The sequence below is a fragment of the Knoellia sp. S7-12 genome (genome assembly GCF_040518285.1).
In the GTDB taxonomy this organism is placed as follows: domain Bacteria; phylum Actinomycetota; class Actinomycetes; order Actinomycetales; family Dermatophilaceae; genus Knoellia.
The window spans coordinates 3,554,845-3,580,863 of record NZ_CP155449.1; the positions used below are offsets into that span (position 1 = coordinate 3,554,845).

Below are 26,019 nucleotides of genomic sequence, written 5' to 3' on the forward strand. Positions count from 1 at the left end.
AGGTGGATCTCCGGATCAGCTGTTGGAGGCGGCGTACGCGATGGAGACGACGGCGTCCTTGCAGACGTCCTGGTTGACGGTCGGCTTGTTGTTGAACGCGATCGTCAGACCCGACCAGGCCCCGACGCCGGTGCCCGCGGGCACTTCCGCGTTGACCGCGGCAGTGCCGCCAATCGTGTAGTCGGTCGGGCCGCAGCCGGCCTTGTCGGTGCCAGTGACGGTGGCCGTGACCGCGCCGACGTAGACCGGGCTGGTGTTCGGGTTGTCGAAGTTGCCGCTCAACGCCTGTGCCGGCGACCCCGGCGCGAGACCCGTGACCGTGCTGGTCTGGTTCACCACGATGGTCTGGTTCGAGCCGGTCGTCGCCTCACCTGTGCCAGACCCGGTGTTCGTCCAGTAGGCAAAGGCAGCTCCACCACCCAGGACAACGAGTGCGGCGACGGACCCGATGACAACGGTCTTCTTGTTGAGAGTGCGCATGTGAATAGTCCCTGTTCCAAACATGATTGCCAGCCCACCCCAGGCACCAAGCCGGCACCCTCAGCCTCGGACCGCATCTCAACGGCCATCCCTATGGCTGGCATATTCCAAGCGAGATCAGTCTGTCGCACATCAGGCAATAGCACAAAAGGGGGCTATTTCGGTCCCCCCAACCTGATCTGTTCGGACTACGGGATCCCATCCGTTCTGACTGCACCAGTCCGTTCTGGACGGCACCGGCTCAGAGCGGGAGCGGCACTCCTTGCCGACGCAGGAACTCGGCGCCCGCAGCGAGCGCGAAGCTGAGGACCAGGGCGCCGACGAAGCCGACGACGCCCGGCAAGCGCTTCTTCAGTGGCGGATCAGGGCGGCGACGGAAGCCGATGAGCTCCATTGCGGCATACGCGATGAAGCCCAGAGCGAACGGACCGTTGAGGAACATCCAGAACCAGAACCACCGCGTTCCCACCCGAGGTGCGGCGCCGAACAGCAGCCCGGCCAGGACGAGGAGCGCGCCGAAGGCGGCGAAGTTCTGAAGAGTCATGTTGTCGCTGAAATCATTGGGTCGCATGGAGACACCTGCTTCACGCAGGGCAGCAACAAGTGCCTTCGACTGCTCGTTCGCATCGACGCTCATTCCCCCGAAGGAGCCCGGGTCATTGTCCGAGGCGGCCACCTGCCAGCCCTGCGAACCCCACATGCGCCACACGAGAATCCCTCCGGTCGGCTCGCCCGGCCCCGTCGTCGAGGTCGAGCTGGAGCTCACCTCTCCATTCTCTGCGACCTCCTCACTGTGAAGTTGCGACTGGTGCGCCTCCATGAGGTCGAAGTCGCCCTGGCTCAGTGAGTCCGCGACGTACCACTCCTGGACGGATCCCGACGCGATGTCAGAACGCAGCTGGGCGAACGTCGACCCGCGCAGTCCCTCGGTCCACGCGGAGCCCAGCAGCAGGATCGAGACGACGACCACTGCGCCGCCGAACGCGACGATGAACCGTGAGTGCCACCCCGTGGCCTCGCGTGACTGCTCCGGCGTCGCGGCGTACGCGACGTCGTCCCCTACCCCGACTGTCATGACCGAAATATGGCACGACAAACCCCCGCTGACCAGAGGTCAACGGGGGCCCGCGAGTCGATTCAGGCGGTGTCGCTTCTAGTCGAAGAGCTCGGACATGAACGACTTCTTGCGGCGCGGCTGCCCGTAGCCGCCGTACTGGCCCTTGCGGGGCGAGGACGAGTAGCGGGGTGCCTGACCGTAGGCCTGCGCGGGCGGCTGGCCGTAGGGCTGCTGTTGGCCGTAGGACTGCTCTTGACCGTATGCCGGCTGCTGTGGTGCCGCTGCCGGCGCCTGCGGGGCAGCCTGGGGCGGCTGCTGGTGCCAGGCATTCTCGGCGTTGACGAGGGCCTCGAGCTCACCACGGTCGAGAAAGAGGCCGCCGCAACCGGTGCACTGGTCGACGTGGACCTGGTTGCGCTCGTAGTTGCGCATCTCAGACGCGCACTTGGGGCAGGTGAGGGTGCTCATGCCCACCTCAACGACTGGGGAGACCCAAATGTCCCGGAACCAGCCAACGTCTTGGTCAGCGCCTTGGTCAACCGGCGGCGGCGAGCACCTGCGGCAGCAAGAAGAGCATGCCCAGTGACCAGGTGAGGTGGGTGACGATCGGTCCGAGGATCCCGCCCGTCACCCGGCGCTGCAGGCCGACGACGACTCCCACGAGCGCCGCCGCCAGCACCAGCAGCGGAACCCCGGCGGGAACGATGACGGCGGCATACGCGATCGTCGTGACGAGAACGGCGTGCCGACGACCCACGGCGGCGAAGAGCGCACCTCGATAGAAGAGCTCCTCCGCCACCCCGTTCATCGCCGTGATGACGGCAACGATGGCCAGCGAACCGAAGCGTGCGTGGTCGAGCAATCCGTCCACAGGCCCACGCAGCAACGGAATTCGCGCGACGACGACCGCACCCAACAGGAACAGCCCCAGCAGCAGCAGCCCCAGCACCAAGGACTGCACGATCGCATGGCTCGGCGTCGTCCCGGACCGCGTGTGGGCCCGCCCGAGGTGCAGGGGGCCGGACAGGAACGCGCCCCCGGCCCAGACCAGAGCGAGCAGCACCGTCCCGACATAGAACACGTCATCACCGGGCGCGAGCCGCAAGGCCCACGCGTTGACGACGACACCGATGGCGAGAGTCACGCACGCCACGATCCGACGTCGCCGGAACGCCCGATCGGACTCCTGGTGGTCGCGCTCGACGGGCACGACGAGAGCAGCCCGAAAGAATCGGCGCAGTTCGGTGAGTGCATGCTCCATGACGATGAGACGATGCCATAGATGACTCCTGACCAGCACGTTCGTGTCCTCGTCACGGGGGCGACCGGCTATATCGGCTCGCGCCTCGTGCCCGCCCTCCTCGCTGCCGGTCATGAGGTCCGGGTCCTCACCCGGTCCGCGGACCGGCTCAAGAACCGGGAGTGGCATGACGCCGTCGACATCATCGAGGGGGACGCGACGTCGCGCTCCGACCTCGACAAGGCGCTCACGGACATCGACGTCGCTTACTACCTGCTGCACTCGATGGATGGAGCCGCCGACTTCGAGGAGCGAGACCGCGAGCTGGCTCGCACCTTTGGTCTCGCTGCCGAGGCTGCCGGCACCCAGCGCATCGTCTACCTCTCCGGTCTGCATCCGGACTCGGAGAAGCTCTCCACCCACCTGGCGTCCCGCGTCGAGGTCGGCGACCTGCTCATGGCCTCGGGCGTCCCGACCGTGGTGCTTCAGGCGGCGATCATCATCGGGTCCGGCTCGGCGTCGTTCGAGATGCTGCGCCACCTCACCCACAACCTCCCGGTGATGCTCACCCCCAAGTGGGTCAACAACCGCATCCAACCGATCGCGATCGGCGACGTCCTGCACTACCTCATCGGTGCCGCCACCCTCTCCGGCGAGCACAACCGCACCTTCGACATCGGCGGGCCGGACGTGCTCACCTACCGCGAGATGATCCACCGGTTCGCCAAGGTGTCAGGCCTGCGCACCCGGGCCATCCTCACTGTGCCCGTCCTCACTCCGGGCCTGGCCAGCCATTGGGTCGGATTCGTCACCCCCGTCCCGTCGGGCATCGCAAAACCGTTGGTGGGCAGCCTGATCCACGAGGTGGTGTGTCAGGAGAACGACGTCGACGACACCATCGGAGCTCCCGAGGGTGGCGCGATGACCTTCGACGAAGCAGTGAACGCCGCGCTCGTGGGCGGGGACGTGGACACTCGCCCCGAGCCGGGCACCGTCGAGCCCGGCCAGCTCACCGCCGCCGACCCCGACTGGGCCGGCTGACCTGACGCCGGGGTTCAGTCCCGACGCAGCGTCACCTGGGCGACGTCAAGGTAGCCCGACGCGAACCCTGCCTCGCAGTAGGCGAGATAGAACTCCCACATCCGCTTGAACGTCTCGTCGAAGGTGCCGCCCTCGATGGTCGGCCACGCCTCGAGAAACTGGAAACGCCAGCGCCGCAAGGTCTCGGCGTAGTCCCCGCCGAACGCGTGAACTCCCGAAACCTGCAGTCCGGTATGCCGCCTCGTCACCTCCCGGATCGCGTCCAGTGAGGGGATGAGGCCGCCCGGGAAGATGTACTTCTGGATCCAGCCATAGGAGTTGCGGGTCGCGAGGTAGCGGTCGTGGTCCATGAGGATCGCCTGGACAGCAGCAGTGCCACCGGGTGCCAGGAGGCTGTCGATCGCCCCGAAGTAGGTCGGCCAGTACTCCTCGCCGACGGCCTCGATCATCTCGACCGAGACGATGGCGTCGAACTGGCCCGACACCTCGCGGTAGTCCTGGAGCCGCACCTCGACCCGGCCCTCGAGCCCGGCGGCCGCAATCCGCTCCCGGGCCAGCGCCTGCTGCTCGTGCGAGAGGGTGATCGACAGGACGTGGGCGCCGCGGGCCGCGGCGCGCAGCGCCAGCTCGCCCCAGCCGGTGCCGATCTCGAGGACGCGCGAACCGGGGCCAACGGCTGTGGAGTCGAGGATGGCGTCGATCTTGCGGTGCTGCGCCTCGACGAGGTCCTGGCCGGCCAGCGGCTTCGTGTGGTCGAACAGTGCCGACGAGTACGACATGGTCGGGTCGAGGAACGCGGCAAAGAGGTCGTTGGAGAGGTCGTAGTGGGCCTCGATGTTGGCCCGGCTCCCCGTCAGGGTGTTGCGGGTGCCCACGGGCAGGGCGCGGTCAACGATCCGGCGCATCGACAGCACCGGCTTGGGCAGGAGCCGCCCCATCTTTGCTGCGAAGGGCAGCAACGCGGCGGCCAGGTCAGTGCCGGGAGCAACGCGCCAGTCGCCGGCCATATAGGCCTCGCCAAGCCCGATCTTGGGGTGCTGTTCGATCCGCCGATACATCGCCGCGGGGCGGACGACGTCAAGTGTCGGACCACCTTCGCTGCCGCCCCCGACGTGGGAACCGTCGGGGTAGCGCAACCGCACCGGAACACCGGCCACGATCTTGTGGATCAATGTGCGAGCCACGGCTCCGCGCGTGAACAGCGCCTTCGGAGAAGGGATTTCAAGTGTGGGCAGGACGTCGGCGGTCATCGGACACTCTCTTCGGTGGAAGCGGGGCGGGGTTGGATGGGGAGTCGACGGGCCCACAGACGGATACCGTGCATCCGGATGAGTGTCGTCACCTGTTGGGGCATGAACGGGTGAGAAGCAATGGTCGACAGCACCGAGCGGGGCGTCGCCGGGACCGGTTTCCCCTCGACGACAGCGGTGAAGACCAGCTCTCCGTCGCGGTGCAGTCGGATCCCGACCGACACGCGCTCCGGGTCGAGGTGGAAGCGGATCGCATACTCGCCCGTCGTGTCGTTGAACGGTGAGACGTAGAAGTCCTTCTCCACGGAGGCCGCACCCGCGAGATCGGGCCGGACGGCATACGCGTGCCTTCCGCCGTAGGTGTTGTGCACCTCGACGACGACTCCGCGCAGCTCGCCTGAGTCGGTGAGGCACCAGTACGCCGTCATCGGGTCGAAGACATGGCCCAGGACGCGGGCGTGCGTGAGGGCGACGACCCGCGTCACCCCTTCAGTGGGTATGCCGTCGCGCTCGAGACAGCGCAGCACGTTCGCCTTGAGCTCGGTGAGGGACGACGCACCGGCGAGGTGGTCCTCCGGACGGAACGACGCCACCGGGCGCAACCAGCGCGGGAGGTCCAGGGGCGCGTCGAGGTCGAGGAGCCACTGGTAGTGCCGATTCGAGAAGGTGCGGCGCATTGGCGAGTGTCGGGTGTGGTGCACGCGACCGACGACAAGGGCCGGCAGGCTGGGCACGTCCAGCGTGACAACTTCAGCAGCAGCTGACGCGGCAGCGGTCATGTCCACTCCACCCCCAGGGCCCGGGCGGCCTCGACGCCGGAGCGGCAACCGTCCTCGTGGAAGCCCCAGCCCCAGTGGGCGCCCGCGAAGGCCGTGCGCGACGTGGTGATCTCGTCGCGCCGACGCTGGGCCCGCACCGCGTCGAGGTCGTGGATCGGGTGGGCGTAGTCCATGACCGCGACGACCGTCTCCGGATCGATGAGCGCTTTGGCGTTGAGCGTCACATAGATCGGGTCGGTCGAGGGCAGTCCCATGAGCCGGTTCATCTCGTAGGTCACGACTGGGCCCGTCACCCCCGTGTTGTGGCCACGGCGGGCGACCCGGTAGTTCCACGACGCCCGCGCCCACCGGGCCGACGGCATGAGCGAACCATCGCGGTGCAGCACCGTCTCGTTGCGGGAGTAGCGGAAGGCACCCAGAATCTCCTTCTCGGTCGGAGTCGCGTCGACGAGGAGGGCGAGCGCGTCGTCGGCGTGGGTCGCGACGACGACCTGGTCGAAGCGCTCTGCGCCGGCCCGGGTCGTAACTGTGACACCCTCGTCGTCGCGCTCGATGGCCTGCACCGCCTGGCCCCGCCGCACGTCGGGCAGCCGCTCGGCAACGGCCTCGACATAGGTGGCCGAGCCGCCAACGACGGTGCGCCACTGCGGCGACCCGGTGACGCTGAGCATCCCGTGGTGGTCAAGGAACTGGAAGAGATACCTGGCCGGGTACTCCATGGCGTCACCACGCCCGCTGGACCACACGCACGAGACGAGCGGCACGGCATACAGGTCGATGAAGCTTCTTGGGAAGTTGCGCGCGGCGACGAACTCGCCATAGGTCGTCTGGTCCTCGTCGTCGGTCGACGCCAGGAAGGCGACGGCCTCGGCGTGGAAGCGTCGCACCGACCTCAGCATGGTGAGGAAGTCGCGCGAGATGAGCTGGCGTGGCCGGGCGAGGAAGCCGGTGACACCGCGACCACCGGCATATTGGAGTCCCGTGGCCGGGTCGCTGATCGACATCGACATCTCCGTGTCGCGCACGGCGATCGCCAGCTCATCGAACAGGCGCTGCAGGTGAGGGTAAGTCCGGTCGTTGTGCACGATGAAGCCCGAGTCGACTCGGATGTAGCCGTGATCGGACGCGATGGTGTGCGTGTGGGCGTGCCCACCGAGCCGTGAGTCGGCCTCGAAGAGGGTCACCTGGTGCTCGCGCGACAGGATGTGAGCGGCGGTGAGCCCGGATACCCCGGAGCCGACGACGGCAGTACGTGGGGCAACGTCAGTCGGAGTCATGCCGTCCATTCGTTGTGCAGGGCCGATTTGGATGGGTCAATCTTGGTGTGGCCTTCTCCCATCCGCGACAGGGAGGGCTCCGAATCACTGAAGTGAGGACTATCCCGCCTGCCATTGCCACCGCCATCGCCGACGCGCTCGCTCCTGTGCTGCGCGGCCCCCTCCCCGTGGGGGTGCACGCCTGGGACGGGTCCAGTGAGGGACCAGAGGAGGGGCCGGTCCTCGTGCTGCGCTCGCCCCAGGCGTTGCGACGGCTGCTGTGGTCACCCGGCGAGCTCGGCGCAGCACAGGCCTACGTCACCGGCGAGCTCGACGTCGAGGGTGACATCGGCGAGGCACTGGACATCGCTCGAGCCACTCTGGCGCAGCGGGGCATCAGCGGGCCGAGTGTTGGTTCGCTCGTCCGCACGGCACCGCGGCTGCTCGCGCTGGCCCGCGACCTCAGCGTGCTGGGCGGACCACTCGAACCCCCCGCGAGCCAGGCCCGGTTGCGCGGCCGGTTGCACTCGGTGGGCCGCGACCGGTCCGCCATCAGTCACCACTACGACCTCTCCAACGCGTTCTACGAGCTCCTCCTCGACCCGCACATGGCCTACTCGTCGGCGTGGTGGAGCGGCGATCCCAGCCAGACCGGGCAGTCGCACGAGTCCGCGCAGGCCGCGAAGCTCGACCTCGTCTGCCGCAAGATCGGACTGCGCGAGGGATCGCGGTTCCTCGACGTGGGCTGCGGTTGGGGATCACTGTCCCTGTATGCCGCCGAGCACTTCGGCGCGAAGGTCACCGGCGTGACCATCGCGGCCGAGCAGAAGAAGTTCATCGACGAGCGGGTCCGCGAGCGCGGGCTCGAGGACCGCGTCGAGATTCGGCTCCAGGACTACCGCGAGGTGACCGACGGGCCCTACGACGCGGCCGCATCGATCGAGATGGGTGAGCACGTCGGGCAGGGCAACTACCCGACCTACGTGTCCGTCCTTCGCGAAGCCGTGAAGCCGGGTGGCTACGTCCTCATCCAGCAGATGTCCCGGCGCGGGCGCCACCCCGGCGGCGGACCGTTCATCGAGTCGTTCATCGCGCCCGACATGCACATGCGCCCCGTCGGCGAGACGGTGGAGCTCATCGAGGCCGGCGGGCTCGAGGTGCGGGACGTGCACGCGATGCGCGAGCACTACGTCTGGACGGTCGACGCGTGGCTCGAGACGTTCGAGAAGAACTGGGCGGCTGTCGTCGACCTCGTGGGCGAAGAGGTTGCCCGGGTCTGGCGGCTCTATCTCGTCGGAGGCGGCCAGGCGTTCCGTGACGGCCGCATGGGCGTCGACCAGATTCTGTCGCGGCGCCCTGGTGGCGCACCAGTCGCGCATGACACGGTGCGTTGATGAGCCGCTTCCTCCTCGCCACCCTCCTGTCCCTCGCGACGGCCGCCGTCGTCATGGGGGTCACGGCCCTCATCGCACGGCGCCTGGGCAAGGTGAGCGTCGTCGACATCGCGTGGGGGCTTGTCTTCGTGGCCATCGCGTGGGTCTGCACCTTGGTCGGCCCCGGGCCTCGGCCGCTGCTGCTGGCCGTCCTCGTCACAGTCTGGGGTGGGCGCCTGGCGTGGCACATCCGCCGTCGGGCGCTGGGCGCGGGTGAGGACCCTCGCTACGAGAAGATCTTGTCGAAGGCGCCGCCCGAGAAGCGGTTCGCGTTCGCGGTCCGCAAGGTCTTTGTGGTCCAGGCGCTTGCGGCATACGTCATCTCCCTGCCTCTGCAGGTTGCGGCGGCAGGCGACTCGAGACCGCTGGGCTGGGTGGCAGCCATCGGGTTCGTCGTGTTCCTCGTCGGGATCGGCTTCGAGGCGATCGGCGACACGCAACTGGCTCGGTTCAAGGCAGACCCGGCCAACAAGGGCAAGATCATGGACCGCGGCCTGTGGGCCTGGACGCGGCACCCGAACTACTTCGGCGACGCCGCGGTGTGGTGGGGGCTGTGGCTCATCGCCTCCGAGGTCTGGCCCGCCGTGCTGACCGTGTTCTCGCCGATCGTCATGACCTATTTCCTGGCCTTCGCGACGGGTGCGCGCCTGCTCGAGTCCGAGATGTCCAAGCGCCCCGGCTACCCCGAATACATGCAGCGGACGTCGATGTTCTTCCCGCTCCCACCCCGTCGGCGCCCTGCCAGCTGACAGCGCCATTCCGGCTGGTCACCGGCTATTTCTGGCCCGGCACCAAGCCACCAGAAGGTGTCACCTCCCACTACTTTTGAAGGTGTTGAGGACTTTCCTCACCACATCGAAGGAGAGTGAACCCCATGGACACCATCTGGTGGGTGGTCATAGCCATCGTCGTGCTCGCCGTCCTCGCGCTGCTGCTCATGCAGATGCGGAAGCGCAGCGAGGACTCCCGACGCCAGCAGGCCTCAGAGGTGCGCGAGGAGGCCCAAGAGGACTCACAGGTCCTCCGTGAGCGCGAGGCCCACGCCAGCCAGGCGGACGCCGCAGCGCGTCAGGCCCGCGCCGACGCCGAGTTGAAGCTGGTCGAGGCGGAGAAGCTCGAGTCCGAGCGTGCCCGACGCGGCACGGCCGCCGCGGAGACCCGTTCCGAGGTCGAGGAGAAGGTCCGCCGGGCCGACGAGCTCGACCCCGACGTCAACACCGGCGCCGACGACTACCGCCCCACCGATCGGGTCGACACCCGGTCCGACGACACCAGCCTGCGCGACTCCGACCGCATGGGCGACTCCGAGGGCGCCGCTCGCTCCGACCACGTTGCTGACGACACCCGGCGCCCCCTCGACGGCGACGACGGTGACCTCAGAGACCGCCCGCGCCGCGACGTCTGACTCGAGCCCGACTCATCACGTCGCAGGGACGTCTCCGGAAACCACCCCGGAGACGTCCCTTGTCGATGCGACATGCCATGGCCTCCGAGTCACTGTGCGACTGAGCTCACGGCGTGGATGATGATGCCGGCGAGGGCGCCGACGATCGTTCCGTTGATCCGGATGAACTGCAGATCCCGCCCGACATGCAGCTCGATCCGCTCGGCCGCCTCACGTCCGTCCCACTGCTCGACCGTCACCGAGATGACCTCGGCGATCTCCGAGCCGTAGGTGTTGACAAAGAACGACACCGCTTCGCCCAGGTGCCCTTCGAGCCGCAAGCGCCACGGTTCGTCCTCGACGAGGTGCCGCCCGAGGTGCTCGAGGAGCTCGTCGCCGCGCACGTGGAGATAGGACTCCGGGTCGTCCATCGCCGTCTCGAGTGCGACCTTGAACGAGTTCCACAACCCGACGGCGGTCTCGGGCACCTGCGGATGTGACAGCAGCCGCTCCTTGAGCGACTCGGCCCGCTCCATGACGGCCGGGTCGGACTGGAGGTCGTGCGCCAGCCGTGCCAGCAGGTCATCGAGTGCCACGCGGGCTGGGTGTCCCGGCGTGACCCGGATGTCATCGAGCCAGGTGAGGACCTGCTGATAGCTCCAGCCGATGACCTTGTCGTCCACCCACGGCGGCGACCACCAGGGCGCGCGCTCACCGATGACCGCCTGGAACGTCCCCGGGTTGTCCTTGAGCCAGTCGTGCAGCTGCTCGAGACCCAGGTCCACGAGCCCGTGGTGGGTCCTCTCTGCAACCACGCCCTGGAGCAGCGATCCGGCGATGGGGCTGATCGGCTCGGTCGCCAGTCGTGGCAGCACGAACTTCTCGATGACCTCACGCACGTCGTCGTCGGACATCCGCCCGAGGCCAGCCCTGGTGGCCCGCACGACCTCGGTCATGACGCGCTGACGATGCGTCGTCTGACCCAGCCACAACCCCAGCCGCTCCCCCACGTGGGCGGCCGCCAGCCGTTCACGGGCGATCTCGTCAGTGAGGAAGTTCTCGGTGACGAAGTCCTGCAGGTTGCGCCCGATCTCGTTCTTGCGCTTCGGGATGATCGCTGTGTGCGGCACCGGGATACCCATCGGGTGCCGGAAGAGCGCTGTGACCGCGAACCAGTCCGCGAGCGCGCCGATCATCGCGGCCTCGGCCCCCGCGTTGACGTAGCCCAGCCAGCCGGTCTCGTGACGCAACGTCACGGCATACACGATCGCAGCGAGCACGAGCAGACCGAGGGCAACCGCACGCATGCGGCGCAGGCCGACGCGGCGTTGGGCGTCAGCAGGTGATGGGGCAAGGAGACTCACCCGCCGATCCTCCCTCACGCGCCGCGCCGTGCAGGCACCTAGGGTCGCGTGATTGCCACGTTCGTCAAGCTCGGCAGGACGCCGAGTTCGATAGGACGTAGACGTGAGGCGAGTTCGCGGAGTAGCAGCGCGTGGCACCGTCCCACATTCCGTTGCCGTTGACGAAGGCGAAGTTGACCGTCACCTCACCCCGCGGATGCGGCGGCCTCCAGCTCCGCCTGCATACCCTCGAGCATTGCGGTGAACTCGATATGGCTCGGAGCCGGGACCGGCGCGGCGTCAGGAACGCTCGCCAGCACGTCGAGGAAGGAGTCCAGCGAAGTCCCGCTCGCGGCAGGCAGGTGCGAGGAGAAGATCCGGCGCGGCTCCAGCCGACGCACGCCGTCGAGCACCTCCGCGAACTTCGCCTGGTCCAACATCGAGGACCACGGCGAGTCCATGACCGACCAGGCCAACATCCCTCCCGCCAGCGCCTCTCGGGGCACGTCGCCGGCGTCCTGTGTCGCAGCGGGCAGCACCGCGCCGAACGAGTCGACGCTGAACAGGCTGCCGGTGGACTCGTCGAGGACGCCGATGGTCATCGGGTTGTCGTAGAGCGGTGGTGCGACGGCCCGCAGGGTGCGGTCTCCCACATGCAGTCGGTCGCCGGGGCGGATCGCGTGCACGCGATCCAGCGGCACCGGCCACCAGGTCGACATCCGCATGGCCGAGAAGGCGTGCGTGACCAGCCGAGCCTGTGGTGCGGCCTCCATCACGCGTTGGACGGCTCCCGTGTGGTCGGCGTCGTCGTGCGTCAGCCACAGCCATTTCAGGTTGGTCAGGCCGATGACAGAGTCCACCGCCTCGAGGAGCTCGTCGGCGTCCTGCCCGATGCCGGTGTCGACGAGGACCGGTTCCTCTGCCGTCAGCACGAAGGCGTTCACCGTCAGAACCCCCTCGGGGCCCATCGGCATCGTCACCGGCAGCACGTGGACGTCGGGTGCGGGTTGATAGATCTGGTCCATCGGAGCCTCCTGAGTTTGGGTTGTCGTTGACCCTGAGGCGTTCAGTTCGAGTCCCTCCCGTTCAGTCGGGACTGAACGATCCAGCGAACCGGGTCCTCGACCGTCGGCTCGAAGGCGCAGTAGAGGCCCGTGCGGATCCGTCGGTCCAGCACCTGCCCCGCCGCCGGCAGGTCCGCGCCAATGCGCGCCACAGCGGTGCGCATCGAGCGCGTGACGTTGAGGCGGGCCCGCTCCGCCGCCGAGGACGCCCTTCGGCTGCGCCCGGAGAGGCCGAAGGCCGCGGCCAACTGCCCGACGAACTCGTCACACTCCTGTTGAAGAGTCGCGGCGCGCTGGTCGGCCCCGTTGTCGAGCGCGTCCTCGATCTCGGTGCGCAACTGCTCGACTCGGCGCCGGTAGGCGCGGCGAGCTCCGGCATCGAGCAGCTCACCGGCATCCCCCAAGCGATGCCGGTCGGGACCGTCGATGGCAACGCCCTCGACGACGTCGACGAGGTCCAGCACGTGCCGCTCGACACCGGGGGCGCGGACCAGCTCGGCCAGGTAGCGCAGGCCCTTGGTCGCGGGCAGCCGGGATCTGACCCCGTCGCAGCTCACGCTCCAGACGGCTCCATCGAGGGCCAGCAACGCCGTCGTGCCCGTGGGTGACGTTGACCTGGCGAAATGATCGAGGAGCGCCTGGTCGCTGGCGGGGAGTGTCACGTCGAGCCCGGCCAGAACACTTTTGGCGCGGGCTGCCTCCACCGTGGCTGCTGCCCGGTTCCCGGCCTGCTCGTGCAGGCCGACCAGGCCGAGGAAAAGCTCCACCCGGAGGACCGGCAGGCCACTCGGCACGGCATCCAGCGCCTGCTCCATCGTGCTGATCGCCTCGGCCAGGTCGCCTGAGGCGGCAAGCACCAGGGCTTGCGCGCGATCCGCCTTTGCCCGCAGCCTGGGCACGTCCAGACCCCGGGCCCGGTCCATCACCTCGTCGCACGCGACCCTCGCCGCCTCGACCCGTGAGGCCGCCAGCTCGGCCTCGACCACGAGGGCGAGCAGCTCGACACCCCGCAGTCGGTCCGGCCCGACCATCCGCAGGCCACGCGTCGCAGCGGCGAGCGCCAGGTCGACATCGCCAAGGGCCAGGTGCAGCCGTGCCACGGGGAGCAGGGCCTGCAGGTGGGCGTCCTTGCCGACGAGAAGCGCCTCTGCGTCGGCAAGCAGTCCCTGCCTGATGCGCAGGTCGGCGAGTGCAATCGCGGGATGCCAGCTGGGAATCGGCATGCACCGCTCGAACTCGGCCAGCGACCCAGCCAGGATCGACTCCGCCTCGGCCCACCGCCCCAGCTCGATCAGGGCGGTGCCCTGCACGGCGGAGCAGTGGCTGTTGAGGAAGACCTGGGACCCGGGCGCTGAGCCGATCAGCCCGACCCGGCGCAGGTCGTCCACCCAGTGGCTTGCCCGGTCGAACTCCGCCGAGTAGTAGCACGCGGTGAAGAACGAGCACACGCCCATGCTTGCCGCGTCGCGGTCGTTCGCCGGGCCGCACCACAGGGCGATGGCCTCGTCGAGCATGAGCATGCCGTCGGCGACTTCGCCTGCCTGGACGCAGGCGAGACCCCCGTCGGCGAGAGCCTTGGCCTCGAGGTCGACGTCACCGAAGCGGCGTGCACGGTCGAGTGCGAGTCCGGCCCTGGAGCGCAGCTCCGTCGGGTCGTCGACATCGCAGCCGAGGCCAGCGATCGCCACCCAACCCTGCTCGAGGCAGTCCGGCTCGTCGCGCACCAGGCGATCGGCTCTTCCGAACCACACCTTGGCGGCAGTCCGGTTGCCGACGAACGTCTCGAAGGCCCCGCCGAGGCGGGCACACACGACAGCCGATCGCCGGACGTCGCCGACGTCGGTGAATCGGCGCAGCGCGACTGACAGTTCATCCATCCCCGTCTGGATCCGGCCGACCTCGAAGGCTGCCTCGGCCCGGTCGAGGGCCTCGATCGCGCCTGCGTCCGGCTCGGTGGCCACCCTCGGATTCTACGGCTGGTCCTGGCAATGCACGGGAGGATCGACAGGAATGGCCGGCCCGTGCGAGCAATGCGCATCGGTGTCGTGCCATGTGGATGATCGGGTCGCCAACACCTGCAACTCCTAGAGTGGCACCGTGCATTTCCTCAACGATCTCCAGCCCCAGTTCGACCTCACCTATGACGACGTGTTCATGGTGCCGAACCGCTCAGATGTCACGAGCCGCCTCGACGTCGACCTCAGCTCCGATGACGGCACGGGCACGACGATCCCCCTCGTCGTCGCCAACATGACCGCCATCGCCGGGCGCCGCATGGCCGAGACGACAGCCCGTCGCGGGGCGCTGACGATCATCCCGCAGGACATCCCGCGTGAGGTCGTGAGCGAGGTCATCGGCTGGACCAAGCAGCGCCACCTCGTCTTCGACACCGCCATCACCCTCGACCCGCACACGACCGTCGGCGAGGCGCAGGTCCTCATCGGGAAGCGCGCCCACGGCGCTGCGGTCGTCACCGAGAACGACCGGCCGATCGGGGTCGTCGCCGAGAAGGACCTCGGCGGGGTCGACCGTTTCGTCCAGGTGCGTGACGTCATGTCGCGCGAACTCGTCACCGTGCGCGACGACGTCGATGTCGTCAAGGCCTTCGACACCCTCAACGAGAGCCGCCGCCGCCTCGCCCCGGTCGTCGCCGAGGACGGCACCCTCGTCGGTGTCCTCACTCGACAGGGAGCGCTGCGCGCCAACCTCTATGCCCCCGCACTCGACGCCGACGGCGCCCTCCGCATCGGCGCCGCCGTCGGCATCAACGGAGATGTCGCCGCCAAGGCCGCCCAGCTGCTCGAGGCTGGCGCAGACGTCCTCGTCATCGACACCGCCCACGGCCACCAGCAGAAGATGATCGAGGCCCTCGCGGCCGTGCGCGCGATCGACCCCCAGGTCCCGATCGTCGCCGGCAACGTCGTCAGTGCTGCCGGCACACGCGACCTCATCGAGGCTGGGGCGGACATCGTGAAGGTCGGTGTCGGGCCAGGAGCCATGTGCACGACCCGCATGATGACCGCCGTGGGACGTCCTCAGTTCTCCGCGGTTCTCGAATGTGCTTCTGCCGCAAGGGATCTCGGCAAGCACGTCTGGGCCGACGGTGGTGTGCGCCACCCACGCGACGTCGCTCTCGCCCTCGCTGCCGGGGCCTCCAACGTGATGATCGGCTCGTGGTTCGCCGGCACCCTCGAGTCCCCCGGCGACCTCTTCAGCGACGAGAAGGGCCGACAGTTCAAGGAGTCGTTCGGCATGGCGTCCTCGCGGGCCGTCCGCAACCGGACCGCGACCGACTCCGCCTATGAGCGTGCCCGCAAGGCCATGTTCGAGGAGGGCATCAGCTCGGCGCGGATGTTCATCGACCCGGCCCGTCCCTCGGTCGAGGACGTCATCGACGAGATCATCGCCGGCCTGCGCAGCAGCTGCACCTATGCCGGGGCGCGCACCCTCGCCGAGTTCCACGAGCGCGCGACCGTCGGCATCCAGAGCACCGCCGGCTTCGCCGAAGGCCGCCCGCTGCACCAGTCCTGGTGACCCGGGGAGGTGTGCGCGTGAGGTCCCGTCGAACGATCGCGTATGCCGTCCTCGCGGCTTTCGTGCTCGCCCTCACCGTCGTTGTCGGCTGGTTCACGACGCCGCGAACCGCCGGTCTCGAGGGCGAGTGGGAGACCGCTGCCGTGCGCGGTGACGTGCTCGGTGGGCGGGCCCTCGTGGGCGCCGGCTCGACAGTCGCCATCGACCTCGTGAGTGGCACCCGCATCACCCTCGGCTCGGTGACCGACGGAACCCGGGCCATCGGCGCGGGACGGCTCCTCGTCCTGCACCAGACGACCCTCGACGGAGCCGGACTTGACGGTGGCTCGCGCTGGACGTGGCAGGGCCCGCCTGCCCACCAGATCGCCCTCGTCGCGGCCGGCCCGTCGACGACCGTCGTCCAGGTCTGCGGCGGGACACCCGTCGCCTGCCGGCTCATCGGGGTCGGCACCAACGGCAAGCAGTCATGGCAGACACCCCAACCGACCGCGACCGGCATCTCGAAGCCAACCGTCGGAACGGACGGCAACCTGCCGACCGTGGGAGTCCTCACCGCTGCCGACGGCACGCTCCTGCTCGTCGACCCCGGCACCAGCCGCGTGGTGCTGCGACCTGCGGCAACCGCATCCGTCGGGCGTGACGGGACTTTGACCCTGAGCGGGACAACGGGCGAGCAGTGCATTCGCACGAGGTTCCAGACCCTCGACCGGTCCTCGACCGTGCCCAGCCCGGGACCCTGCCCCGCCGGCGGATCCGACGCCGCCGCAGGGTCCGCGGCCGAAGCCCCAGCCGAGTCCACAGCCGCTGCGACGACCCGGACCACCTCGACCCGCTCCCACGTGTGGTGGTGGCCCTTCGGCGACGGGAGACCGACGCTGGAGGTGAGCGGACGGCATACCGGCAAGGTTGTCAGTCGGGACGCGCTCCAGACCCTGCGCGTCGATGACGCCGGACTCACGGTGCTCGACGGTGAGACCGTGCGGCGCTACGCCTGGGTCACCGCCGACTGAGCGTCTCGAGGTAGCCGATGACTGCGGCGGTCCACCACCCGAGCTGCGAGACGGCGAGGCTGATGATCATCGCGATGCGGTGTCGTCGCGGAAGTTCCGCAATCCGATGGATCCGCGGCTTGAGGAGACTGAGTCGCGCCCCCAACCGGCGCACGCCCACGCCGTTGTTGACCAGGGCCAGGACGGCCAGCTGTTTGACCCAAGCCGTCGGCTCGCGCAGATCGGGGCCGAGGAACGCGCCCGTGACGATGATGAGGAGCAGGCCCATCCAGACGAGTGGATGCGCCACCTCGCCGATCCGCAGGGAGTCCCTGAAGGTGCGCAGTCCGGACAGCCAGACGAGCCCGTGCCAGTCCACGAGCGTCACGGCGCCGAAGGCGACGACCAGGCCGAGCAGATGGCCACCGAGCGCCACATCGTGCCCCACTCCGGAGGCCCTGGTGTAGGGTGACACCGCGAGGGCGAGCGCCCAGCCCGCCGTGACCGCCGCATGCCAACGCCACTGGACGTGACGCATGGCCGAGGCCCATGGGCGAGGCGACCTCCCTTCCACAGAAGAGTCGGTGGACGAGCTCATGGCCACATACAAGGCCATGGGTGGGCAAAGCGTGCCCAAATCGAACTATTTGAGGGTTTCTGGCGACCAAATGAGCCATTCGTCCGTTTCGCGCGGGACGGACCGGGAGCATGGTGATGTGGGAAAACATTCCGGATCGGGAGCTGGCCCGGTGACAGCCGCGGTGATTGCTGGCGTCGTCCTCGTCACGGCCGGTGGCACGTGGGCCATGGGCTCGATCCTCAGCGATGACGGGGCAACCGCCAAGGCCGCTCCCAGCACCTCGACGAGCGTGACGGCAACGGCAACGGCCTCGCCGACCACGACACCCTCGACATCGCCCTCAGCCAGCACCCCTGACCCGTCGGCAGCCTCCGACGAGGCGCGCGCCGCCTGCGTCGCGCAGGTGGGTGCTGCCGAGAAGCTGGCCACTGCGGTTGCGGGATCGGCCCTGCACTGGAAGCAGCACACCGATGCCTACCTCGACAGGATTGATCGACGCATCAGCCTCGCCGAGACCAAGAGGATCTACGCGGCGTCCAGGGCCCACGGGCTCGCCGACGAGAAGGCCGTGGCCGCGACAACGAAGGCCTTCACCGCCACGGGGGCAGCCTGCGTCGAGGCGACCACAGTGCTGCCGAACGATGCCGCTGTCGGCGCCTGCTCGACTCGGCTCGCGGCGTTGGATGGCGTGCGGACCACGGGCACGACGGTGCAAGACCAGTGGTCCGTCCACATGCGGATGATGGCTGGCAAGGCGCACACGGAGACCGGCCTCTATCACGAGCGGTGGGTCAAGGCAGTGAACAGTTCCAGGACCAGCCTGGCCGCCTACGCCAAGGCGGCGGCGGCGGTCGCCAAGGCGCCAGCCTGCGCGTGATCGGTACGTTGTCGTCATGACCTATGACGTCGCCGCAGTCCGCTCGCTCTTCCCCGCGCTGCTCGAAGGCGCTGCCCACTTCGACGGGCCCGGTGGCTCTCAGACCCCCACCCCGGTGGCGGAGGCAGTGCGCGACACGTTGGTGTCGGCGATCTCCAACCGTGGTGATGTCACGGCGAGCGAGCAGCGGGCAGAGTCGGTTGTCGTCGAGGCTCGCGCAGCCATGGCGGACCTGCTCGGCGCAGACCCTCGCGGCATCGTCTTCGGACGGAGCGCCACGGCCCTGACCTATGACCTGTCGCGCGCACTGGCCCGCACCTGGAAGCCCGGCGACGAGGTCATCGTCACCCGCCTCGACCACGACTCCAACATCCGCCCCTGGGTGCAGGCTGCCGAGTCGGTGGGGGCCGTCGTCAAGTGGGCCGACTTCGAGCCCGACACCGGTGAGCTGCACTCCGACGCCGTGACGTCGCTGATCACCGAGCGCACCCGGCTCGTCGCGACGAGCGCTGCCTCCAACCTCATCGGCACCAAGCCGCCGGTGTGCAAGATCGCCCGCGCCGTCCATGAGGTCGGCGCCCTGCACTGGGTCGACGGGGTGCACGCGACGGCGCACGCCTCGGTCGACCTCGACGCGTTGGGCGTGGACTTCTGGACGTGCTCGCCCTACAAGTTCCTCGGACCGCACCTCGGGGTCGTGGCGGCCTCACCTGCACTGCTCGAGACCCTGACGATGGACAAGTTGCTGCCGTCGAGCGACGCTGTGCCAGAACGGTTCGAGCTCGGCACCCTGCCCTATGAGCTGTTGGCCGGGACAACCGCCGCGGTCAACGTGCTCGCCGGGCTGGACCCGTCAGCGACCGGGTCGCGGCGCGAGCGGATCCTTGCGGGATTCGAAGCGTTGGAGGAGCACGAGCACCGCCTCCTCGACCGGCTCGAAGCCGGACTGCTGGGTATGCCGGGTGTGCAACTCTTCTCGAACGCTCGCAAACGCACGCCGACAGTTCTTTTCACCGTGGAGGGGAAGTCGCCCCAGGACGTGCGCCGGGCGCTCGCCGAGAGCGGCGTCAATGCGCCGGCCGGGCACTTCTATGCGATCGAGGCCTCTCGCCACCTGGGCCTGAGCGACGAGGGAGGCGTCCGGGTGGGGCTCGCGCCCTACACCGATGGCAACGACATCGACCGCCTCCTCGCCGCGCTCGCCGACCTCAGCTGACGCCAGCTCATCTCGACTCGTTGCGTCTGCGGATGTGGCGGCTAGAACGGCCACATCCGCAGACGCCAGAAATAGGGCCGGAGTGAGTCAGTGGGTCGGAGTGAGGAAGGCCTGGCGGGTGATGTCGCCGATGGACGCGGCGCCGGAGAGGCCCATCGTCAGGTCGAGCTCGGCGATGACGTTGTCGATGACGTCGCGCACCCCAGCGGCGCCGTCGAGCGCCAGCCCGTAGACATGGGGTCGGCCGATGAGCGTCGCATCGGCACCCAGTGCCAGTGCCACGAAGACATCGGCACCTGTCCGGATGCCGCTGTCGAGGAGGACCACGGGGTCTGGCCCGAGGCGTTCACGGATCGCGACGAGGGCATCCAGTGACGCGATTGAGCGGTCGACCTGTCGCCCGCCGTGGTTCGACACGATGATGCCGTCGATGCCCAGATCCACGGCGCGTTGGGCATCGTCAGGATGCAGAATTCCCTTGAGCAACACCGGCATTCGCGTCCGCTCGCGCAAGGTCTCGATGTGGGCCCATGACAGGCCCGGGTTCGAGTAGATGTCGAGGAACGCCTCGACCGCGGCCCTCGGCTCGGGCGATCGCAGGTTGTCGCGGGTGCCTCCGGGGTGTCGGCGCGACTGGTTGAGCAAGGTTCGTGCACCGCTGGCGGCGGCAATCAGCTTCTCTGCTCCCCTGGTCCCGGCCAGCGGTAAGGGCTCATCGCCAGCGGCAGCCACCCGTTCCCGCACGATCTGCATGAAGCGGGGGTCGGACGTGTATTGCGCGATGCCGATGCCCTGACTGAAGGGCAGCGAGCCAAGGTCGAGGTCCTGGGTGCGCCAGCCGAGCATCGTCGTGTCGAGGGTGACGACGAGGGCTCTCGCCCCAGCGGCCTCAGCGCGGCCGATGAGCGAATCGACGAGGTCCTCGTCGATCGACCAGTAGAGCTGGTACCACCACGGCACGTCGCCCATCGCCTTCGCGGTCTCCTCCATCGGCGAACAGCCTTGGGTTGAGAAGATGTAGGGCGTTCTGGTGGCCGCAGCACCGCGGGCGATGTCGAGGTCGGAGTCCGGTGCGATGAGTTCTGCGGCGCCGACCGGCGCGAGCATGACCGGTGCTGTGAGGGGCGTCCCGAGGATCTCGGTGCGCAGGTCCCGGGTCGTGTTGCCGTGGAGCATCCGGGGCACGATCTGCCACCGGTCGAAGGCGGCGCGATTGGCTCGCACGGTCGCGCCGGCACCCGCGCCACCGGCGACATAGGCCCAGGCCCGAGGACTCATCTCCTTGCGGGCCCGTGTCTCGAGCTCGTCGGGGTCGGTGGGCACGCGCGGCGGTTGGCCCAGGGTGCCCCGGCGATAGATGGCGCTCTGGCGGGCCCGTCCGGGTCCGGGTCCCGACGTCTCTGGCGGGTTCTGCTCAGTCACCCCGTCAAACTAGCCGCGAACGATCGTCGAAGGGGTCAGACCAAAGCCTTTGCGGCGGCGACGGCCGCGTCGTAGGCCGTCATGGCCAAGGCGCCACCGGTCGAGATCCGACGGACGCCGAGCTCGCGCAGACGGTCGATCGACGGGTGATTGCCCACAGCCAGGAAATTGACGGGCAGCCCGAGAGCGACGATCGCCTCGAGGCCCTCCTCGTCGTTGACGAGTGGTGCGAAGAGGACGTCCGCGCCGGCATCGCGATATGCCGTGAGCCGGGCGATCGGGTCCTCCCCCAGGTCATAGAGGACGCTCTCGCAGCGAGCGGTCACGACGATGTTGTGCTGGCGCGCGGCCTCGACCACGGTCGCCACCCGCTCAACCGCTTCGTCGAAGGGCACGATCGCTGACGTTGCCGGGTCGTAGTCCTCGATCGACAGCCCACTCGCGCCCGCCTCCGCGAGAAGCTCGACGGTCCGCGCCACCCCGCCCTTCTCATGGGGGAAGCAGTCTGCCGAGTCGATGTTGAGCGGCACCGTGATGACGCTCGCGAGGAGTGCGACGTGGGCAACGAGCTCGTCGCGTGTCACCTCGAGGTCGGACTTGCCGAGGGTTGCCGCGTGCCCGGAACTGGTCGTGGCAAGCGCGGTGAAGCCCGCATCCTCGAGGCACCGGGCGGACCCTGCGTCAAAGGCGTTGGGCATGACAAAGAGGCCGTTCTCGTGGAGCTCTGCGAAGGTCATGCTCGACATCCTGCCGGAGCCCACCGACACAGCCCGTGGCTCATGACCATGGGTGAGACTGGAGGCATGGTTGCGCTGCTCACTCCACTCGAAGCTCCGGTCGAACCCACCGAGGCGCTGCGACGGATCGCCTTCCTCCTCGAGCGGACCCGCGCGGGCACCTATCGCGTCGAGGCGTTCCGCAACGCGGTCAAGGCCCTCAAAGAGGTCGACGACGACGAGCTCGAGGAACGCGTCGAGGCCGGCACCCTCCAGGAGATTCAGGGCATCGGAAAGTCGACATCTGCGGTCGTGGAGGAGGCAGCGAAGGGCGAGCTGCCGGCATACCTCGCGTCGTTGCAGGACAAGACCGGCGGTCCGCTCGTCAGCGGAGGTGGGGATCTGTATGCCGCTTTGCGCGGCGACTGCCACCTCCACTCCGACTGGTCCGATGGGGGTTCGCCCATCGACGAGATGGTGCTCACCGGGATCGAACTCGGTCACGAATGGATGGTTCTCACTGATCACAGCCCGCAGTTGCGGATCGCCAACGGACTCACCGTTGAGCGGCTGACCAAGCAGATCGCCATCGTGGATGCGATCAATCGCGGTGTGGGAGAGGCATTCCGGCTGTTCAAGGGGATCGAGGTCGACATCCTCGATGACGGCAGTCTCGACCAGACCGACGCGATGCTGGCCAAGCTCGACTTCGTGACTGCGTCGGTCCACAGCAAGCTCAAGATGAACGCAGCGCCGATGACCAAGCGCATGGTTGCGGCCGTCCTCAACCCGCGCGTCAACGTCCTCGGGCACTGCACCGGGAGGCTCGTCGAGGGTTCGCGGGGCACTCGAGCACAGTCGGATTTCGATGCCCGCGCCGTTTTTGAGGCATGCCTCGAGGGCAACACTGCGGTCGAGATCAACAGCCGCCCTGAGCGGCGCGATCCGCCGGACGAGCTCATCGAGCTGGCCCTCGAGATCGGTTGTCTCTTCTCGATCGACTCCGATGCGCACGCGCCGGGACAGCTCGACATGAAGGCCTACGGATGTGAACGCGCCGAGCAACTCGAGGTTCCGTGGGACCGGATCATCACGACCTGGGACGCCAACAAGCTTCACTCGTGGGCCAACCCCACCTGACACAACCACCGGCCAGCCGGACATAGACGAGTCATGGACACCCCAGCAGCGGCGAGAGAGCAGCGATTCCGGGCCCTCTACGCCGACCACTACGACCACGTGTTGCGGTTCGTGGCCCGACGAAGCAGCCCTGCCAGCGCCGAAGACGTTGTGGCAGAGGCGTTTCTGGTGGCCTGGCGGCGGCTCGACGATGTCCCGACCCGCGTCGGCGAGGCACTGCCGTGGCTGTATGCCGTGGCTCGCAACTGCCTCCTGAACTCGGCTCGGGCAGCGGGGCGGCAGGGAGCCCTCGCTGTCCGCATCGCCGACACCCGACCGCTTGACACGCACCATGCTCACCTCGACACCGACCACATCGCCCGCCGCGTCGATCTCGCAACCGCCTGGCAACGGCTCACCGATGCCGACCAGGAGGTGCTCGCCCTCGCCATCTGGGAGGACCTGCCCTCACCGGCAGCGGCGCGAGTGCTCGGCACCACTGCCGCGGCATACCGGCTGCGGCTCTCTCGAGCGCGACGCGCGTTGCGTCGCCACCTCGACCCCACAGACACCCCGGTGCGAGCAGTGCCTGCACCCGCGCTCCTCAAGGAGAACTCATGAACACTCACGTGCTTGACCCCCACACCGACGCCGAACTGCGTTCTCTCGACGCAGCATCCGACGTTTCCAGCGACCCCGACCGTCGGGATGCGATCCTCACCGCAATCCTCGACACGCCCGCGGCGACGCACCCGTCGCCGCCCTCCCTGGCGCCTGCCCCGCAACGCCCCCCGGTCCGTCGGTGGGCGGCTGTCGGCGCCATCGCCGCAGCGGCCACGGGAGTCGCGATCGTGCTGCCGACGCTCACGGCAGCGCCCTCCTACGCGTCCTGGACCGCCCGGCCCGACACCGTCACAGCGGCCGAGTCCGCTCTCGTCCGCGACGCCTGCCTCGACAATCAGGGATCCTCGATCGGGGACGGCTCGATGTCGACGAAGGACCTCAGCGTCCAGCTTGCCGAGCGGCGCGGTGACTTCGTCACGATGCTGCTCTCGAAGCGTGAGGCAGACCGCACCATCGCATCGGTCTACTGCCATGTGAGGCTCCCCGCAGGGTCGGAGTCGGTGTCGGACGTCCAGGGCGGCGCCACCGGGGGTGGCGGGCTCCCGGCGCCCGCTGGCCGACAGTTCACCCAGGGCGGCATCTCGGAGTTCGGCGGGGACGACGGAGCGTCCATCACCGAGGGTGAGGTCGGACCCGACGTCATCGGACTCACGCTCCACGCCGACGGTCACGACGTGATCGCGACAATCACAGGCGGAACGTATGCCGCGTGGTGGCCGGGCAAGGCCTTCGCGGACTTCACGGGCCCCTCCGGTGAGGGCGGACCGGAGCCGGCGATCACCTACGACGTGACCTACGCCGACGGCACCGTGGCGAAGGATGTGCAGCCAACCGTTCCTGGTGGCCTCGGTGAGATCCACACGGAGACCGCCGGCACACCCTTGACACCGCTCAGGGAGTTATGTCTCAATGACTTAAGTCATTGAGACATAGGAGATACCATGACGATAGAGATCTTCGGCACGGTGTGGTACTTGACGATGCACGTCACCGCAGCAGCCCTCATCGTCCTGGCCATGCGAAACAGCTCGCCTGTGTGGGGCGCCCGAGCGGCCAAGGCATCGTGGATCGGAATCCTCGTCACACTCCCCATGTCCGCCTCCGGCCATCTCCCCATCCCGTACCAAGTACCGATGTCAATTGTCGCGCAGTCGGCCGTCGTGGTGGCCGCCACCGGGCTGGGCTCCAGCATGAGCCGGACGCCGCGTGCCGGGACGGTGCGGCAGGCGACCCTTGCACCCCGCCGCCTCTTCGTGGCACGCGTCCCACGTCAGCGTCTCGCTGCGGCTGTTGCCTCGTCCATCGCTCTCGCTGCCGTGGTCTTCGGTGGGCTGACCGCCACCGGGACAACGCTGGTACGCACCTACCAAGGCGCGTCCGGCGTGGCCCCGGACTACCCAGGATGGCCAGGAGGCGAGCAATTCCTCGTGGCGGCCGCGTGCCTGCTCATCCTCAGCTGGTGGGCGCTCCGGCAGATCGAGGACCGCGCACGGACCGAGGAGCCCACCGACACTGTCCTGCGGGTCCGCGACGCATCGCGGGTCCTGCGCGCAACGACCTTCGGAATGTCGTTGAGCGGCGCCATATTGCTCTTCTCCATAGGGTCCAGGATGAACGAGGCGACGCAGGTGCTTCGCGCCATCACTGAGTTCGCACCACGATCCCCGTGGGACCCCTACCAGTGGTTGGCGTTCGGGCTCTATGCCCCGGCGGTCGCTCTGCTCCTCACGGCTCTCATTGCCCTGGGCGGGTCCATCAGCTCTCGAGAAACGTTGGCCTCATTGGGTCGTGCTCCTGCGGACTCGCAGCAAGGTGGCAAGGTGCGCTCAGGGGCGACGTCGTGAACGAACTCGTCATCACCGTGGACGTGTCGGCGCACGAGCCGCCTTTCGAACAGGTCCGTGCGCAGCTCGCCGGTCTCATCGCTCGGGGCGCCTTGGCAGAGGGCGACCGGCTCCCCACCGTCCGTGCCCTCGCCGCCGACCTCGGCATCGCGGTCAACACCGTTGCCCGCGCCTACAAGGAGCTCGAGGCCGAGGGTCTCGTCACCACAGGCCGGCGCGCCGGCACCACGGTCGCCCCCGGCGGACACGCCACCGACACAGCCCTGCACCGAAGCGCGGCGTCCTACGCGATCAGCGCCGTTCGTGCGGGACTGAGCGAGTCCGCCGCCATCGACCTGGTGCGGGCAGCGCTCCGGGAGGCGCGCGCCTGACGCGAGCCAGCGGCATACCGGATCGTCGTTTCCAGCGAGGGCCAAGGGCGTCAGATCTGACGCCCTTGGCACCCCCGAGCGCCCCAAAAGATCCTCGTTTTGGATGCAGCGCGAACGTCCCTTATGCTTTCCGAGTCCACGACGGATCCGAGCGCTGCGCGCTGCGCGACGTGGGGTCTGTCGTCACGACGGGTCCCCATCGTCTAGCGGCCCAGGACTCCGCCCTTTCACGGCGGCAGCACGGGTTCGAATCCCGTTGGGGATACGCATGAACAGCAGTACAGGTCTTGCACCAGCAAGGCCCCGTAGCGCAGTTGGTTAGCGCGCCGCCCTGTCACGGCGGAGGTCGCGGGTTCGAGTCCCGTCGGGGTCGCACAGACTCAGAGATACGAGAGAGGCC

General features: G+C 68.4%; 26 protein-coding genes and 2 tRNA genes. 15 read left to right on the plus strand and 13 right to left on the minus strand.

Going from position 1 to position 26,019, the window contains the following annotated elements:
• Nucleotides 1-15: 15 nt before the first annotated feature.
• The 4 genes from V6K52_RS17135 to V6K52_RS17150 all read right to left on the minus strand — a co-directional run bounded on the left by V6K52_RS17135 (nucleotide 16) and on the right by V6K52_RS17150 (nucleotide 2,798).
• A complete protein-coding gene (locus V6K52_RS17135) occupies nucleotides 16-480 on the minus strand; it encodes a hypothetical protein (protein ID WP_353951327.1) in 465 nt (154 codons plus the stop codon).
• A 241-nt stretch (nucleotides 481-721) separates the two neighbouring features.
• Nucleotides 722-1,555: a hypothetical protein gene (locus V6K52_RS17140; protein ID WP_353951328.1), complete on the minus strand. Its 834-nt coding sequence runs from the start codon at nucleotides 1,553-1,555 to the stop codon at nucleotides 722-724.
• 78 nt (nucleotides 1,556-1,633) lie between these two features.
• On the minus strand, nucleotides 1,634-2,005 hold the full coding sequence (locus tag V6K52_RS17145) for a zf-TFIIB domain-containing protein (protein ID WP_353951329.1): 372 nt from the start codon (nucleotides 2,003-2,005) through the stop codon (nucleotides 1,634-1,636).
• Nucleotides 2,006-2,072: 67 nt separating this feature from the next.
• Nucleotides 2,073-2,798 (minus strand): CPBP family intramembrane glutamic endopeptidase, encoded by a 726-nt coding sequence (locus V6K52_RS17150; RefSeq protein WP_353951330.1) that lies wholly within the window; start codon nucleotides 2,796-2,798, stop codon nucleotides 2,073-2,075.
• A 21-nt stretch (nucleotides 2,799-2,819) separates the two neighbouring features.
• On the opposite strand from V6K52_RS17150, the gene V6K52_RS17155 reads away from it, so the two are divergent.
• Nucleotides 2,820-3,818, plus strand: coding sequence for an NAD(P)H-binding protein (locus V6K52_RS17155; RefSeq protein WP_353951331.1), 999 nt, complete (start codon nucleotides 2,820-2,822; stop codon nucleotides 3,816-3,818).
• Between the two features lie 14 nt (nucleotides 3,819-3,832).
• Here V6K52_RS17155 and V6K52_RS17160 read toward each other — a convergent pair whose 3' ends face one another.
• Genes V6K52_RS17160 through V6K52_RS17170 form a run of 3 tightly spaced genes read right to left on the minus strand, consistent with a single transcriptional unit; the run spans nucleotide 3,833 to nucleotide 7,124 of the window.
• Complete coding sequence (locus tag V6K52_RS17160) at nucleotides 3,833-5,068, minus strand: cyclopropane-fatty-acyl-phospholipid synthase family protein (RefSeq protein ID WP_353951332.1); 1,236 nt, start codon at nucleotides 5,066-5,068, stop codon at nucleotides 3,833-3,835.
• The gene (locus tag V6K52_RS17165) at nucleotides 5,065-5,847 is read right to left on the minus strand and encodes a DUF1365 domain-containing protein (RefSeq protein ID WP_353951333.1); all 783 of its coding nucleotides are present in this window, start codon (nucleotides 5,845-5,847) and stop codon (nucleotides 5,065-5,067) included. Before V6K52_RS17165 ends, V6K52_RS17160 begins: the two co-directional genes overlap by 4 nt.
• Complete coding sequence (locus tag V6K52_RS17170; RefSeq protein ID WP_353951334.1) at nucleotides 5,844-7,124, minus strand: FAD-dependent oxidoreductase; 1,281 nt, start codon at nucleotides 7,122-7,124, stop codon at nucleotides 5,844-5,846. Before V6K52_RS17170 ends, V6K52_RS17165 begins: the two co-directional genes overlap by 4 nt.
• Nucleotides 7,125-7,216: 92 nt before the next feature.
• On the opposite strand from V6K52_RS17170, the gene V6K52_RS17175 reads away from it, so the two are divergent.
• From V6K52_RS17175 to V6K52_RS17185, 3 genes are all read left to right on the plus strand, one after another.
• Nucleotides 7,217-8,497: a cyclopropane-fatty-acyl-phospholipid synthase family protein gene (locus V6K52_RS17175; RefSeq protein WP_353951335.1), complete on the plus strand. Its 1,281-nt coding sequence runs from the start codon at nucleotides 7,217-7,219 to the stop codon at nucleotides 8,495-8,497.
• Nucleotides 8,497-9,285 carry a DUF1295 domain-containing protein gene (locus tag V6K52_RS17180; protein ID WP_353951336.1) on the plus strand — a complete coding sequence of 263 codons (789 nt, stop codon included), beginning with the start codon at nucleotides 8,497-8,499 and terminating at the stop codon, nucleotides 9,283-9,285. Before V6K52_RS17175 ends, V6K52_RS17180 begins: the two co-directional genes overlap by 1 nt.
• Before the next feature lie 125 nt (nucleotides 9,286-9,410).
• The gene (locus V6K52_RS17185; protein ID WP_353951337.1) at nucleotides 9,411-9,941 is read left to right on the plus strand and encodes a hypothetical protein; all 531 of its coding nucleotides are present in this window, start codon (nucleotides 9,411-9,413) and stop codon (nucleotides 9,939-9,941) included.
• Between the two features lie 89 nt (nucleotides 9,942-10,030).
• Here the strand turns inward: V6K52_RS17185 and V6K52_RS17190 are convergent, their stop codons facing one another.
• From V6K52_RS17190 to V6K52_RS17200, 3 genes are all read right to left on the minus strand, one after another.
• Nucleotides 10,031-11,284: a DUF445 domain-containing protein gene (locus tag V6K52_RS17190; protein ID WP_353951338.1), complete on the minus strand. Its 1,254-nt coding sequence runs from the start codon at nucleotides 11,282-11,284 to the stop codon at nucleotides 10,031-10,033.
• Nucleotides 11,285-11,469: 185 nt separating this feature from the next.
• Nucleotides 11,470-12,288 carry an MBL fold metallo-hydrolase gene (locus V6K52_RS17195; RefSeq protein WP_353951339.1) on the minus strand — a complete coding sequence of 273 codons (819 nt, stop codon included), beginning with the start codon at nucleotides 12,286-12,288 and terminating at the stop codon, nucleotides 11,470-11,472.
• A gap of 41 nt (nucleotides 12,289-12,329) precedes the next feature.
• Nucleotides 12,330-14,288 carry a hypothetical protein gene (locus V6K52_RS17200; protein WP_353951340.1) on the minus strand — a complete coding sequence of 653 codons (1,959 nt, stop codon included), beginning with the start codon at nucleotides 14,286-14,288 and terminating at the stop codon, nucleotides 12,330-12,332.
• Between the two features lie 136 nt (nucleotides 14,289-14,424).
• On the opposite strand from V6K52_RS17200, the gene V6K52_RS17205 reads away from it, so the two are divergent.
• Together V6K52_RS17205 and V6K52_RS17210 are read left to right on the plus strand one after the other, a co-directional pair.
• On the plus strand, nucleotides 14,425-15,861 hold the full coding sequence (locus V6K52_RS17205; protein WP_353951341.1) for a GuaB1 family IMP dehydrogenase-related protein: 1,437 nt from the start codon (nucleotides 14,425-14,427) through the stop codon (nucleotides 15,859-15,861).
• A 17-nt stretch (nucleotides 15,862-15,878) separates the two neighbouring features.
• Complete coding sequence (locus V6K52_RS17210) at nucleotides 15,879-16,871, plus strand: hypothetical protein (protein ID WP_353951342.1); 993 nt, start codon at nucleotides 15,879-15,881, stop codon at nucleotides 16,869-16,871.
• Here the strand turns inward: V6K52_RS17210 and V6K52_RS17215 are convergent.
• On the minus strand, nucleotides 16,858-17,388 hold the full coding sequence (locus tag V6K52_RS17215; protein WP_353951343.1) for a hypothetical protein: 531 nt from the start codon (nucleotides 17,386-17,388) through the stop codon (nucleotides 16,858-16,860). The genes V6K52_RS17210 and V6K52_RS17215 overlap by 14 nt on opposite strands.
• Nucleotides 17,389-17,599: 211 nt before the next feature.
• On the opposite strand from V6K52_RS17215, the gene V6K52_RS17220 reads away from it, so the two are divergent.
• Both V6K52_RS17220 and V6K52_RS17225 read left to right on the plus strand, forming a co-directional pair.
• Nucleotides 17,600-18,307, plus strand: a complete 708-nt coding sequence (locus V6K52_RS17220; protein WP_353951344.1) for a hypothetical protein — start codon at nucleotides 17,600-17,602, stop codon at nucleotides 18,305-18,307.
• Between the two features lie 16 nt (nucleotides 18,308-18,323).
• Nucleotides 18,324-19,523: a cysteine desulfurase-like protein gene (locus tag V6K52_RS17225; RefSeq protein WP_353951345.1), complete on the plus strand. Its 1,200-nt coding sequence runs from the start codon at nucleotides 18,324-18,326 to the stop codon at nucleotides 19,521-19,523.
• Between the two features lie 87 nt (nucleotides 19,524-19,610).
• On the opposite strand, the gene V6K52_RS17230 is transcribed toward V6K52_RS17225, so the two are convergent.
• Both V6K52_RS17230 and V6K52_RS17235 read right to left on the minus strand, forming a co-directional pair.
• Entirely contained in the window at nucleotides 19,611-20,945 is a 1,335-nt protein-coding gene (locus tag V6K52_RS17230) for an alpha-hydroxy-acid oxidizing protein (RefSeq protein ID WP_353951346.1), read from the minus strand.
• 35 nt (nucleotides 20,946-20,980) lie between these two features.
• A complete protein-coding gene (locus V6K52_RS17235) occupies nucleotides 20,981-21,682 on the minus strand; it encodes an isocitrate lyase/phosphoenolpyruvate mutase family protein (protein WP_353951347.1) in 702 nt (233 codons plus the stop codon).
• A 66-nt stretch (nucleotides 21,683-21,748) separates the two neighbouring features.
• Between V6K52_RS17235 and V6K52_RS17240 the strand changes: the two genes are divergently transcribed.
• The 7 genes from V6K52_RS17240 (at nucleotide 21,749) to V6K52_RS17270 (ending at nucleotide 25,992) form a co-directional block, all read left to right on the plus strand.
• Nucleotides 21,749-22,801: a PHP domain-containing protein gene (locus tag V6K52_RS17240; RefSeq protein WP_353953798.1), complete on the plus strand. Its 1,053-nt coding sequence runs from the start codon at nucleotides 21,749-21,751 to the stop codon at nucleotides 22,799-22,801.
• Between the two features lie 33 nt (nucleotides 22,802-22,834).
• On the plus strand, nucleotides 22,835-23,401 hold the full coding sequence (locus tag V6K52_RS17245) for an RNA polymerase sigma factor (protein ID WP_353951348.1): 567 nt from the start codon (nucleotides 22,835-22,837) through the stop codon (nucleotides 23,399-23,401).
• Nucleotides 23,398-24,330, plus strand: coding sequence for a hypothetical protein (locus V6K52_RS17250; RefSeq protein ID WP_353951349.1), 933 nt, complete (start codon nucleotides 23,398-23,400; stop codon nucleotides 24,328-24,330). The genes V6K52_RS17245 and V6K52_RS17250 overlap by 4 nt, the downstream gene beginning before the upstream one ends.
• 15 nt (nucleotides 24,331-24,345) lie before the next feature.
• Nucleotides 24,346-25,248, plus strand: coding sequence for a hypothetical protein (locus V6K52_RS17255; RefSeq protein ID WP_353951350.1), 903 nt, complete (start codon nucleotides 24,346-24,348; stop codon nucleotides 25,246-25,248).
• A complete protein-coding gene (locus V6K52_RS17260) occupies nucleotides 25,245-25,619 on the plus strand; it encodes a GntR family transcriptional regulator (RefSeq protein ID WP_353951351.1) in 375 nt (124 codons plus the stop codon). Before V6K52_RS17255 ends, V6K52_RS17260 begins: the two co-directional genes overlap by 4 nt.
• A 192-nt stretch (nucleotides 25,620-25,811) precedes the next feature.
• Nucleotides 25,812-25,884, plus strand: a tRNA-Glu gene (locus V6K52_RS17265).
• Nucleotides 25,885-25,918: 34 nt separating this feature from the next.
• Nucleotides 25,919-25,992 (plus strand) — tRNA-Asp (locus tag V6K52_RS17270).
• Nucleotides 25,993-26,019 lie beyond the last annotated feature (27 nt).